We start from the raw sequence: 12334 nt of genomic DNA, 5'->3' as shown, positions 1-12334 counted from the left end.
CCTTTTAACTTTCGCTGTTTCGAAAACAAGTGTCAAGACGTCGAATCGTACACCGGAATAATGCTAGAATGGAATCAGAGGTGAAGTCGCATGAAATGGATACATACGGCCGATTGGCATTTAGGTAAAATCGTCCACGGTCGCCACATGACAGAAGAACAACAAATCATTTTATTTGAATCATTTTTACACATCGTCGACGAGGAGAAGCCTGATGCCATCGTCGTCGCCGGTGATTTATATGACCGGGCCGTGCCGCCCGTCGAGGCCGTCGACTTGCTCGATGAGATGTGGCGTGCGCTCGTCCTCGAGCGGGGCATCCCCGTGCTCGCCATCGCCGGCAATCATGATTCGGCCGAGCGGCTCCAATACAGCTCCAAACTGTTGACGAAAGTCGGTCTCCATATCGTCGGGAAATATGACCCGGGAACAGGGCCGATTGTCGTGAATGACATCCCGTTTTATTTGATGCCGTTCCTCGAGCCGGCGCGCATCCGTTACGCGTTCGGCGACGAGTCGATTCGGACTCACCATGACGCGCTCGCCGCAGTCGTCGACTCTTATGGGGCGATCGACGCACGAGCGGTCGCCGTCGGCCACAGTTTCGTCGCCGGCGGACTCGAGACCGACTCCGAACGGCAACTGTTCGTCGGGACGGCCGGGCAAGTCGCCAAAGGACTATACGCGCCGTTCGGCTATACGGCGCTCGGACACCTGCATAACCGTGACGCCATTCGCGACGACCGGATCGCTTACAGCGGGTCGCTCATGAAATATTCGTTCTCCGAGGCGACGCATGTGAAATCGGTCGACGTCATCGAATGGGACGGGACGTGGACACGTCGACGTCGTCCACTTCAGGCGCGCCGTGACTTGCGCATCTTGACCGGGACGTTGAACGAGCTGCTCGATCCGTCGTTTTATCAAGACGAGGCCGTCGACGACTATTTAAAAATCGTCTTGACCGATGAACGTGCGTTATTCGACCCGATGGCGAAGTTGCGGACCGTCTATCCGAACATCTTACACCTCGAACTTGAGTTGTTGCGTCGCCAAGACCAGACGTCCCGCTTCGAACGGGAGAAGCTCGAACGGCAATCGGTCGAGGATGTATATATGGACTTCTTTAAAGCCGTCCACGGCCGCGATGCCGATGCGACGGTGCAACGCTTCTTAGAAGGGGAGGAATCGATTTGAGACCGGAACAATTGACCATCACCGCCTTCGGTCCTTACGCGGAGACAGAACAAATCGATTTTACGCAGCTTGAAGGCCGTTCGATGTTCGTCATCAGCGGCCGGACCGGTGCAGGGAAGACGACGATTTTTGACGCGATGACGTTCGCGCTGTACGGACGGGCGAGTGGGACGCTCCGAAACGCGAGTGATTTTAGAAGCCAATATGCGGACCCGGAGCGAAAGACCGAGATCGACTTTTCGTTCACGATTCGCGACGAACGATATCGGATCGTCCGCCAACCACAACAGCCGCACCCGAAAAATAAGACGCCAATCCCGCACGAGGCGGTGCTCTACGAATGGAAAGACGCTTGGAAACCGATTGCGACGAAAGTGAACGACGTCGAACAGACGATTGAATCGTTGTTGCAACTGAGCTATGAGCAGTTCAGCCAAATCTTGCTGTTGCCGCAGAACCAGTTCCGTCAGCTCCTCGATTCCGATTCGACGAAGAAGCAACAAATTCTGCAATCGATCTTCAAGACGGAGGCGTACCGTGCCTTTCAGGAAGATTGGATTGAACGTTACGGCAAATACCGCAAACGAGTCGAATGGGCGGTCGAGACGACGCGCTTAAAACTGTTGGAACTCGAAGACGATGCCGTCGAGGACATGTCGACCCGAAACTTGCCTGAAATCGTGACGTGGCTCGACGCCCGGGAGGAGCGGCTCTTGGCGGCGAGGGACTCGCTACAGGCACAACGCCGGACTGGTGAGGAACGGCTCGAGGCGCTACGTCGAGAAGTGAATCAGGCGACCACGCTCGCCGAGTTGATGGAAGAGCGGGACGTGCGCGCAACCGCGCTCCAAGCATTCCGCGAAGCGGCACAGGAGCGTGAAGAACGCCAAGCGCTCATCCAACGACTTGAACAAGTGGCGAGCGTCAGCCCGCTCTATCAACGTACCGAAACGGTGCGTCACGACATCGAACGGTTGACCCGTGAACGCGATGTATCCCGTCAACGAGACGAAGGCTACACGAAACAGCTGGAAGAGTTGAAGGCAGAAGCAGAAGCCATCACGTCCATGCGCCAGGAGGCAGATCAAGCCACAAGTCGCGTCAATGCGATTGACGAGATGTTGCCCTACGTCGACGAATGGCACCGGGCCACGAGACGTCGGGATGACTTGAAACGCCAGTTGGAGCCGCTCAGCCTGTTCTCAGAAGAAGCGCGTCTCCAGGAGCTCCAAGCTACTGAAGGCGAACTTGCGGCTAAGCTGGAACACGCACCGGCCCCAAACCAACTCGTCGAGGCCGAACGGCTGTATAGTCAGCTCCAACATCAGGTTCGGCTCGAGGCGAAAGTGGCAGAGGTCACGGAACGACTCGGTGCCTGTGAACGCAACGGGAAGGAAGTCCAGCGACAATTCACTGCCCAGACAAAACAAGTCGACCAATTCGTCGAGGCCGAGCATGCACTCATGGCCGACACGCTGCGGGAGCAACTCGAAGCGGGGGAACCTTGTCCGGTCTGCGGTTCATTGACCCACGGACACGTGGAGCGAACGGGGACGTCCATCGACCAAGCCGGTCATCGCTCAGCCATCGAGACGCTGAAACGAATCGAGGCCGACCTCCATGAAGCACGGGCGGATTATCGGGCGCTCAAACGCCAACTCGATGAGCTGATCCGTGAACGTGATCTCGCTCGACTCGAATTGAAGCTCGATGGCGCGGCTGACGCTGCGATGCAACACCAAGACGCCCGCGTCCGGCAGTTGCGTCAAGAAGTCGAAGAACGACAACGGATGGAGCGTCTCTTGCGCGCGACCACGACCGAATTGAAGCAACTCGAGACGGCGAAGCGTGTGCAGGCAGATGAACGACAGAAGTTGTTCGAACAGCTCCAGACCGTCCAAGAGCAGCTTCAGTCGATGCGTCAACCGGATGGGACGACGTTAGAAATGTTGCAGACCGAGCGGAATCAGCTCACGACGCGACTCACTCACATCGAACGGCACGTGGGGACGTATGAACGTCGGCTTGAAGAATTGAATCGATTGAAGTGGGGGGAAGCGGAGCGACTCCGTCTCCTTGGTGAACAACTCGAGTTCGAGGATGTTCGTCTTTCCGAAGCGACGGCTGAACTGGAGGCTGCTCTCGAGAAGATTGAGTTGACTGAAGCTGTGTTCAAGGAGTATCGTGCGCGCGTCGAGCAACTGCCCGAGCTGCGCGAACGCCAAGCGACCGAGCTGGAGGAAGGTGTCCGGCTCGAACACGCCGTCAAGGCGCTGAACGATAAAATCGGGGACCGTCCGCGACCAGACCTTGAACGACTCCAGGAGAAGTTGCACGAGGAGAACCGTTCGTTCGAAGCGCTGTCCGAACAACTCGTGACGGCGGACGGGCAATTGAAACGTCATCGTCACATCGTAGCCGAATGGAACGCGCTTCGGGAGAAGACGGATGAAGATCAACGGAATCTGGAGACGGTCAAGTTGATCGCCGACACCGGTCGAGGACTGAATCCGCAAAAGTTAACGTTCGAGACGTACGTGCAGACGGCGTTCTTCGATCAAATTCTCCATGCGGCCAACGTCCATCTCGATCAAATGACGAGCGGACAGTTCCAATTGGAGCGGAAAATCGAGACGGCGAGAGGAAATGCCAAGTCCGGTCTCGAACTATTAGTCTTTGACGCCTATACGGGTCAGTCACGCCGCGTCCAAAACCTGTCGGGTGGGGAAGGGTTCAAAGCATCATTGTCGCTCGCCCTTGGACTCGCCGAAGTCGTCCAGCAACTGAGTGGCGGGGTCAGCCTTGAGACGATGCTCATCGATGAGGGGTTCGGGACACTCGACGCTGAATCGCTCGACCAAGCGATCGAGCTTCTCATGTCGCTCCAATCGAGCGGGCGGCTCGTCGGGGTCATCAGTCACGTTCAGGAATTAAAAGACCGGGTCGACGCCCGGATTGAAGTCAAAAAATCAAGGAGCGGGTCGACGATCCAGCTCATCGTGGAGTGAATCCGATGAAACATATCGAAACGAAAACAAGTTTAGTTGCCCACTTACAGGATGCCGGCGTCAAGCCGGGGGACATCCTATTCGTCCACACGTCCTTATCAAAGCTCGGATGGGTATGTGGCGGGGCTCAGACCGTCATCGAGGCGCTCCAAGATACGGTCGGTCCGGACGGGCTGATCATGATGGCGACCCAGAGCAGTGATAATTCAGACCCGGCTGAATGGGAAGCCCCACCCGTCCCAGTCGAGTGGTGGCCAACGATCCGGGAGGAAATGCCGGCGTATGACCAGGAAAAGACACCGACTCGAGGCATGGGCCGTGTCCCGGAACTGTTCCGTACGTATCCGAACGTGTTTCGGAGCGATCATCCGATGTGGTCGGTCGCTGCGTGGGGGAATGGTGCCGAGGAGATCGTGGCAGGACATACACTTGAAGTCGGTTTTGGGCCGGGTTCGCCAATCGAACGCATGATCGAGCGTAATGCAAAAATCCTACATCTCGGTTCACCCCTCGATGCGACGACGTTATGGCATTATGCCGAGTATGGAATTGACGGACCGGTGAAGTCGTTTGGGTGCGCGCTTTATGAGGACGGGGCGCGGGTGTGGAAGACATTCGACCATACGGATGTCAACAGTGACCCGTTCGGTCCAATCGGTGAAAATATCGTTCGACGTGCCGATGTGACGACGTTTCACATTGCGGAGGCGACGTGTTACGTCATTCCGTCTGAGACATGGGAACCGGTACAACATGCGTTAATCGCTTTACGGAGTTGGCTCCGATGAGTCAACTGAAAGCAAGTGGACAATGGAGAGGGGCAGTGCGATGAATCGTTGGGTTAAATATATAGGGGTGGCGACCGGTGTGTTGCTTCTCATCGTGTTTCTCGCCGTCGTGGGCATCTCGGCCCACATCGGCGATCAGTTGACGTCGCCCGAACGTGAGACGTTGACGTATACGCCGAAGACGTTAGGTGTCAAATACGAGAATGTGACCATCGAAGCCGAGGATGGTCACGATTTGTACGGGTGGTGGATCCCGCACCCGACACCGCGCGCAACGATCGTGTTCGCACATGGTTATGGGAAGAACCGCGAGCAGTCCGATTTGCCGCTCAAAGAATTGATTCCGGAGTTTCATGAACAAGGATATCAGTTCTTGACGTTCGATTTTCGTGGGTCAGGTATCTCGGAAGGTGATCGTGTGACGGTCGGGGCGAAAGAACAAGCGGACCTCGCTTCCGCGATTGCCTATGCGAAAGAACGCTCGGACGGTCCGATCGTCTTATACGGGGTGTCGATGGGCGCGGCGACGGCGTTGTCTGCGGCTGATGAGACCGACGTGGCCGCTGTGATCGCCGATAGTCCGTTCAGTGACCTCCGGGGCTACCTCGAGACAAACTTGCCTGTATGGAGCGATTTACCGAACTTTCCGTTCACACCGGTCATCATGACGGTGACGCCGTGGTTCACGGGTCTCGATCCCGATGTGGTCAAGCCGATTGACGATATCGCTCAAATCGAGGCGCCGGTGTTGTTGATTCATAGTGAGGGCGATGATGCCATCCCTGTGAGCGAGAGTGAACAATTGGCCGAGGCCGGGGAGGAAGTCGAACTGTGGGTGACCGAGAATGATGGGCACGTGCAGTCGCATCGCTCGTTCCAAACCGAGTATCGTCAAAAAGTATTCGGATTTTTAGAGAAGGTATTATAAACGAGGAGTCTGGGGAAACCTGGACTCTTTTCGCTCAAAAGGTTCTTAATCTATGGCACCGAATCGAACATGCACGAGTCGTTATTAGAGGCAAGGTAGGGAATGGAGTGAGCAGGTGGCGATCATCAAAAACCAAGAGTTGAATATCGAATTGTTTCCTAGAAAGTATGCAGAGAGGGGGGATGACCCGTTTATCGCCTCTCTGTTTCACATCGAACTTCAGAATACAATCATCTTCGATTTTTACGGTTCCCTCCTCCTAGAGTCGGAGTATCATTACTTTTTGGACGAAATGGATTCGATGTTGAACGGTTCATTAAAGCGTATTATTGTGAATCCGGTCGAACCTTATTTTGTGTTGCGAATCGAGAAAGAGCAAGGTGAGCTTTTTAAATGGATATTTTATAAGAAGCTTGGACCGAAGCAGATCGATGCGTTGCTTGTCACGAAGGACGAGATGGTAGAATTCCGTAGACAGTTACAACAAGAGATGACTAAAATCTTGCCGCCGCCGTTTCTACCTTGACGTACGTTGCGACAAGCAAACAATTAGGGGCCGATTACGTATTCGATGAATTCGCTGGAACTAATGAATTATGGAGTGGTAGGTATGGAGACGATTTCGTTAAGGTTCTGTTTTGAACAGGACATTGGGACAAAAAGTTGCGCAGAGAACTTTTTGGAGTTGTTGAATCAGTTCGAGGTACAACTATCAAGAGTTGGATTTTTCGAGCCGGTAAAGCAATCGTTCACTACAGAAATATTTAAAGAAATGTGGATCGAAGGACTCGAGGATACCTATAGTTTTATCGGCAGATTAGAGAAACGGAAGAGTTACATGAATATTTACCCTCGAGGCGGATTGCCAGGCAGTGCAGGCTTTCACTTTGCAATCAGTAAACAGCAATTTCAGTTAGAACAAACCAAATGGACAGACTTGTTTCGCTTTGTATGTGAGACGTGGAGACCTTATCGGGCATCAATTGAACTAGATTTGGATAGGGACGTATTTGTCGATACAGACCAACTTTTAAATGAGACGATGTTCTGGACGTATGAACGGGATAATTTCTGGTTCTTGAAAGTGCGTGAGGTGAGTTGGATTAACTATTGGAGTCACGCGTTACTGGAGCATGGAAACATCGAAACGATTGAAGGGTTTGATTGGGTAGCGGTTGATACTGGAGCGGATGGAACGTACTTTCAACTGACCGAAGCTTTCGACGACATATGCTTCGTGGCACGACGCGAAGCGGCCCGGACGCATATCGGACCCGGCATATTATTGGAAAAAGTGATAGATGAAGACTTGATGCGAGAAGCGGAGCGGCTGCGGTCTTCTGACTTCTCGTTCGATGACGTTTAAAATAGAAGGAGCGACTGAAATGGAAGAAAAAATAGAACAATTTGTAAAAGCTATGTATGCAACCGTCGTACAAGATGCCCTTTCAGACTATAAGAATATGTATGAAGAAGAAGTGTCGATATCAGATACCGAACTGTATAGTCAAGCGATTCATATGTATCAACAGATGGATCCGGAACAACAAAAGTTAATGATGCATATCATTGAAGTCGTGATGGTAGACACGGTCTCTCACATCTTCGGGGTGATTGACGGTAGTTCGCCACTGAATGATTCAGACATGGAAGCGACATTACTGCTCGATGATGTGGACTCAGAAGGGGAACTGCAAGATTCCTTCATTGGTTACTTGCAGGAGGAAGACTTGTATCCGTGATTGATGTAACGTTAATTTTTGGGGACGCAACATGCGCCCCTTTTTTGTTATGATTAATTATGAAAAGGAAAGAAAGAAGGTTTGTTCATGGATGTCACAGCATTACTATCGTTTCTACTGCTCGGAACGCTCATCGGGATTTTGAGCGGATTCTTCGGCATCGGGGGCGGAATCTTACTCACGCCGCTGCTGCTCGTCTTCGGATACGAGGCGAGTGCGGCCATCGCGCTCAGTCTGATGCTCACGCTCGGGTCGACCACGGCCGGTACGATCTCTCATCTTAAATTAAAGAACGTCAATCCGAAACATGCCCTCATGATTGGCGCCTTCGGTGTCGTCGGGACGTGGGTGGCGACGCCGCTCGTGTTCTACCTTGAGACGCTCGACGGTGCGAAGCCGGTCATCTCGCTCGCCTACATCGCGCTACTGACATACTTTGCCGTCTCGTTCTTCCGGTCGAAGCAATATGAAGAAGGAAGTGTCGGCTCGGAGTCGGTCCCACGCCTCGGTTTTATCGGGTTGTTCGGCGGGTTCATCTCGTCACTCATGGGTGTCAGCGGCGGATTCGTATTGACACCGCTTCAAGTCAAACTGCTCAATACCGAGATGAAACGAGCCGTCGGGACGAGTATCGCCGCGGCGTTCCTTATCGTCGTCTCGGGCGTTATCAACTATGCCGTCGCCGGGGCCGATGCAAACTATTGGCATGGTCTCGCGCTCATCGCCGGGGCGATGATTGGCTCACCGATCGGGGCGAAGCAGTTGCAACGGTTCAGTTCGCAACTCGTCAAAAAAGCGCTCGGTGGCTTCTATGTCGCTGTCGCCATCAGCGTCGGACTCAACTTGCTCGGCTTCAACGACATCTCGCTCGGACTACTCGTCGTCCTCGCGCTCTCGTTCATTGTCGCGCTGTTTATCCGGCCGCGTTCGAAGTGATGATCGACCCTCGTCTACATGACGAGGGTCTTACTTATAGGGATAGTCGGAGCATGATATATCCTACATATAAACATCACCATCGGTATAACGTGTGCTGAAGCGCATCAAAAAACCCTGTCCGAGGACAGGGTGTTAACGTCTGGCGATATGGTCAATGTTCTCTTGAATCTCTCCGACTTTGCTCTTCGCTTCACGCAACCGTCGTTCGAACGCCTCGGTGTCGAGTTTTTCACGTTGCGGCTCGTCTTTCCCGCGACGCTGTCCTTTCGGGGAGCGATGGATATGGGTCGCTTTCATCAAGCGCTTTTTAAACGTTGAATCGCTCATCAGGACACCCCCTTCCATACTATATACGTTCCACATCTTCTATCCGATGAAACGTTTGAACCTTCACGAGGCGAGGGTTCTGCGCATTTGCGGGTTCGTTGAGACTTTGTAGGCGATGCCCGCAGCTAACACTGCTTTAATCAAGTCACCGAGGATGAATGGGATATTCACTTTGAGTGCATCGATGAACGTTAGTCCGAACACGGCTTGGAGACCGAGACTGCCGACTACATAGACGAAGCCGAGTCCGATTAGGATGTTATAAGCGACGAGGGCGGGGAACGTACGATGTCGTTCCGATAACCAACCGATCAAAAAGGCAGCGATCGGGAAGGCGATCAAATAACCGACCGTCGGACCGACGAACGGGGCGAGCCCGCCCGAACCACTTAAGACGGGTAGACCGATCAAGCCGAGCAATAAGTAGACGACGACGGCAAGACCGCCTTTTTTGGCGCCGAGCACGGAAGCGACCGTCATGATGCCGAGCATTTGAAGGGTGATCGGAACGGGGCCGATCGGGATGGCAATGGAGCCGATGCTCGCAAGCAAGGCGGCACCGATGGCAACTTGTGTCAAATCATGAATTTTCAATATGTAAACCCCTTTTCTGTTAACGTTGACTAAAGTTAGGTTAACATCATTTTTTTCGTCTGACAAGTAGAAAAATGAGGACCTGGTCGCAAATTGACCAGGTCCTCATTGTTTACGCATGTGTCGGTAGGTTCTCTTTCGCTTCTGTCAGTTGAATCCGAACTGAGTCAAAGCCCGTCCCGCCGTAACTGTTGCGGCGTTTGACGGCCGTCACCGGCGAGAGTGCCTCGTACACATCCGCTTCAATCAATTCAGAGTGGGCTTGGTACGTCTCGATCGGTAATTCTGATAAATACAGACGCTGGTCGATACAATACCGGACGAGCGTGCCCGTCACTTCATGGGCCTCACGGAACGGCATCCCTTTTGCCGTCAAATAATCGGCGAGTTCGGTCGCGTTCGAGAAATCGCGTTCGGTTGCTTGCTTCATCGTTTCCGTGTGGAACGTCATGTCTTGAATCATACCGGCCATGATGCTGAGACTGCCCTGAACCGTCTTGACGGTGTCGAACATGCCTTCCTTATCTTCTTGCAGGTCCTTGTTATAGGCGAGTGGGAGTCCCTTCATAATCGTCAAAAGTCCCATCAGATTGCCGACGACGCGACCTGACTTTCCGCGGACGAGTTCGGCCATGTCCGGGTTCTTCTTCTGAGGCATCATGCTCGATCCCGTAGAGAACACGTCAGAGATCGTGATGAACCGATACTCTTCGCTGCTCCAAAGGATCAACTCCTCGCAGAACCGTGACAAGTGCATCATGAGCAGCGACGCATTCGACAAGAACTCTAAGATGAAGTCACGGTCGCTGACGGCGTCCAGACTGTTCGGATAGACTTGGGCGAAACCGAGCAACTCGGCCGAGCGATGACGATCGATTGGGAATGTCGTCCCAGCCAGGGCACCCGCTCCGAGCGGGCTCATGTCAATCCGTTTCAAGCTGTCACTGAAACGCTCTTTGTCGCGCTCGAGCATCCAGAAGTAAGCGAGCAAGTGATGGGCGAGTGAGATCGGCTGGGCCCGTTGCAAGTGTGTATAACCCGGCATGATTGACTCGACGTTTTTAGCGGCGTGGTCATAGAGTGCCGTCTGCACGGCTTCAATCCCGTCAATCGTCTCGAGGACACGGCGTTTCAAATACAGGTGCATATCCGTCGCGACTTGGTCGTTCCGGCTGCGGGCCGTGTGCATCTTTCCAGCGACCGGGCCGATTTCTTCATGCAAGAGGGCCTCGAGGTTCATATGGATGTCTTCATGGAAGACGTTGAACGTCAATTCGTCCGCTTGTGCCTTCTTGGCTAGCGTCTTCAACCCCGCGACGATTTGCGCGACTTCGTCCGCCGTCAAAATGTGCTGCTCCCCGAGCATCGTCACGTGGGCGATGCTCCCTTCAATATCTTCTAACACGAGCTGGGCGTCGAAATGAATCGAGGCCCCGAACTCGTCGACCCATTCACTGGCCGTCTGTTCGAACCGGCCGCCCCATAGTTTACTCATGCACCATCGTTCCTTTCTCCGCTAGCACTTCCGCTTGAACTTTCGTCGGCAGTCCCCATAACTTGATGAAACCGACGGCGGCTTGTTGGTCGAACGTGTCGGCCGACGTGTACGTCGCGAGATGTTCGTCATAGAGCGAGATCGGCGACTTCCGTCCGTCGACGATGGCTTGTCCTTTGAACAGTTTCATCCGGACCGTACCGGTCACGGTCTGTTGCGTCTCATCGATGAAGGCGAGAAGCGCTTTCGTCAGTGGCGAGTACCAGAGACCGTTGTAGATCGTCTCCGTCAATTTCTGTTCGACGATTGGTTTGAAGTGGGCGACTTCCCGGACGAGCGTGAGCGCCTCGAGCGCCTGGTGTGCCGTGATGAGCGTCATCGCACCCGGTGCTTCGTACACTTCCCGCGATTTGATCCCGACGACCCGGTTTTCGATATGGTCGATTTTCCCGATACCGTGAGCCCCGGCGACGATATTCAACTGCTCGAGAATGGCTGTGAACGTCGCTGCTTGTCCATTGATGGCGACTGGTACGCCGGCGTTGAACTCGATTTCGACATACGTCGGTTCGTTCGGAGTGTCTTCGAGCTGTGCCGTCAATTCATAAGCGCTCGCCGGTGGAGCGGCCCATGGGTCCTCAAGAATGCCGCATTCGACGGCCCGGCCCCAAATGTTTTGGTCGATCGAGAACGGCTCTTCTTGGACGATCGGAATCGGGATACCGTGCTCGGCCGCATAGGCGATTTCTTCTTCCCGTGACCATTTCCACTCCCGGACCGGCGCGATGATTTCAAGCGACGGGTCGAGCGCATGAATCGACACCTCGAACCGGACTTGGTCATTCCCTTTCCCCGTACACCCGTGAGCGACGGCGATGGCACCTTCGGCTTGCGCGACCTCGACTAGCTTCTTCGAGATGAGCGGCCGCGATAGGGCAGAGACGAGTGGATAGACGCCTTCATACATTGTATGTGCCTGCATCGAGTAACGGGCGAAATCGTTGACGAATTCATCGACCGCATCGATGACGACCGATTTGACGGCCCCGACTTTGAGTGCCTTCTGTTGAATGCGCTCCAGGTCTTTCCCTTCTCCCACGTTCAAACAGCAGGCGATGACGTCATATCCCTGTTCATCCAACCATTTGATTGCGACCGATGTGTCAAGTCCACCTGAATAAGCTAATACGAGTTTTTGTTTCATTTCCTTACACCCCTTATACATAATTATTCATCTGTATTTATAAATATACGACTTAGTCTAATGGATGATTTCATGTAAAGCAACCTTTTTTGGCAAAAAAAAGAATCACTTG

Annotated in this window: 12 protein-coding genes; 8 read left to right on the top strand and 4 right to left on the bottom strand. The window is 53.6% G+C overall.

The genetic code is table 11. The annotated features are described in order from the left end of the window. The first annotated feature begins 90 nt into the window (after positions 1-90). The 8 genes from KNP64_RS04235 (at position 91) to KNP64_RS04200 (ending at position 8599) form a co-directional block, all read left to right on the top strand. Positions 91-1197: an exonuclease SbcCD subunit D gene (locus KNP64_RS04235; RefSeq protein ID WP_214791975.1), complete on the top strand. Its 1107-nt coding sequence runs from the start codon at positions 91-93 to the stop codon at positions 1195-1197. Continuing rightward, positions 1194-4205: an AAA family ATPase gene (locus KNP64_RS04230; protein WP_214791978.1), complete on the top strand. Its 3012-nt coding sequence runs from the start codon at positions 1194-1196 to the stop codon at positions 4203-4205. Before KNP64_RS04235 ends, KNP64_RS04230 begins: the two co-directional genes overlap by 4 nt. Positions 4206-4210: 5 nt before the next feature. After that, positions 4211-4993, top strand: coding sequence for an AAC(3) family N-acetyltransferase (locus KNP64_RS04225; RefSeq protein ID WP_138859354.1), 783 nt, complete (start codon positions 4211-4213; stop codon positions 4991-4993). Positions 4994-5033: 40 nt separating this feature from the next. Next, the gene (locus KNP64_RS04220; protein ID WP_214791980.1) at positions 5034-5921 is read left to right on the top strand and encodes an alpha/beta hydrolase; all 888 of its coding nucleotides are present in this window, start codon (positions 5034-5036) and stop codon (positions 5919-5921) included. Between the two features lie 115 nt (positions 5922-6036). Next, positions 6037-6447 (top strand): hypothetical protein, encoded by a 411-nt coding sequence (locus KNP64_RS04215; protein WP_214791982.1) that lies wholly within the window; start codon positions 6037-6039, stop codon positions 6445-6447. An 84-nt stretch (positions 6448-6531) separates the two neighbouring features. Beyond that, a complete protein-coding gene (locus KNP64_RS04210) occupies positions 6532-7287 on the top strand; it encodes a hypothetical protein (RefSeq protein WP_214791984.1) in 756 nt (251 codons plus the stop codon). A 19-nt stretch (positions 7288-7306) separates the two neighbouring features. Beyond that, positions 7307-7663 carry a transposase gene (locus KNP64_RS04205; protein WP_214791986.1) on the top strand — a complete coding sequence of 119 codons (357 nt, stop codon included), beginning with the start codon at positions 7307-7309 and terminating at the stop codon, positions 7661-7663. An 87-nt stretch (positions 7664-7750) separates the two neighbouring features. Continuing rightward, positions 7751-8599 carry a sulfite exporter TauE/SafE family protein gene (locus KNP64_RS04200; protein WP_138859356.1) on the top strand — a complete coding sequence of 283 codons (849 nt, stop codon included), beginning with the start codon at positions 7751-7753 and terminating at the stop codon, positions 8597-8599. A gap of 135 nt (positions 8600-8734) precedes the next feature. Here KNP64_RS04200 and KNP64_RS04195 read toward each other — a convergent pair whose 3' ends face one another. The 4 genes from KNP64_RS04195 to KNP64_RS04180 form a co-directional block, all read right to left on the bottom strand. Beyond that, complete coding sequence (locus tag KNP64_RS04195; protein ID WP_138859357.1) at positions 8735-8929, bottom strand: hypothetical protein; 195 nt, start codon at positions 8927-8929, stop codon at positions 8735-8737. Between the two features lie 63 nt (positions 8930-8992). Then, positions 8993-9523, bottom strand: coding sequence for a biotin transporter BioY (locus KNP64_RS04190; RefSeq protein WP_034777741.1), 531 nt, complete (start codon positions 9521-9523; stop codon positions 8993-8995). 112 nt (positions 9524-9635) lie between these two features. Further along, positions 9636-11018: an argininosuccinate lyase gene (argH, locus tag KNP64_RS04185; RefSeq protein ID WP_214791988.1), complete on the bottom strand. Its 1383-nt coding sequence runs from the start codon at positions 11016-11018 to the stop codon at positions 9636-9638. After that, positions 11011-12222, bottom strand: a complete 1212-nt coding sequence (locus KNP64_RS04180; RefSeq protein ID WP_029595378.1) for an argininosuccinate synthase — start codon at positions 12220-12222, stop codon at positions 11011-11013. Before KNP64_RS04180 ends, argH begins: the two co-directional genes overlap by 8 nt. Between the last annotated feature and the right edge of the window lie 112 nt (positions 12223-12334).

Source organism: Exiguobacterium sp. s64, from assembly GCF_018618035.1.
GTDB classification, from domain to species: Bacteria; Bacillota; Bacilli; order Exiguobacteriales; family Exiguobacteriaceae; genus Exiguobacterium; species Exiguobacterium mexicanum_A.
This window is presented reverse-complemented; position numbering and strand designations above follow the sequence as displayed.

Excerpts from the sequence above, each read along its gene's own strand:
- argH (WP_214791988.1), bottom strand. The coding sequence starts at position 11,018 with ATGAGTAAACTATGGGGCGGCCGGTTCGAACAGACGGCCAGTGAATGG.
- KNP64_RS04225 (WP_138859354.1), top strand. The coding sequence starts at position 4,211 with ATGAAACATATCGAAACGAAAACAAGTTTAGTTGCCCACTTACAGGAT.
- KNP64_RS04205 (WP_214791986.1), top strand. The coding sequence starts at position 7,307 with ATGGAAGAAAAAATAGAACAATTTGTAAAAGCTATGTATGCAACCGTC.
- KNP64_RS04210 (WP_214791984.1), top strand. The coding sequence starts at position 6,532 with ATGGAGACGATTTCGTTAAGGTTCTGTTTTGAACAGGACATTGGGACA.
- KNP64_RS04220 (WP_214791980.1), top strand. The coding sequence starts at position 5,034 with ATGAATCGTTGGGTTAAATATATAGGGGTGGCGACCGGTGTGTTGCTT.
- KNP64_RS04200 (WP_138859356.1), top strand. The coding sequence starts at position 7,751 with ATGGATGTCACAGCATTACTATCGTTTCTACTGCTCGGAACGCTCATC.
- KNP64_RS04180 (WP_029595378.1), bottom strand. The coding sequence starts at position 12,222 with ATGAAACAAAAACTCGTATTAGCTTATTCAGGTGGACTTGACACATCG.
- KNP64_RS04195 (WP_138859357.1), bottom strand. The coding sequence starts at position 8,929 with ATGAGCGATTCAACGTTTAAAAAGCGCTTGATGAAAGCGACCCATATC.
- KNP64_RS04235 (WP_214791975.1), top strand. The coding sequence starts at position 91 with ATGAAATGGATACATACGGCCGATTGGCATTTAGGTAAAATCGTCCAC.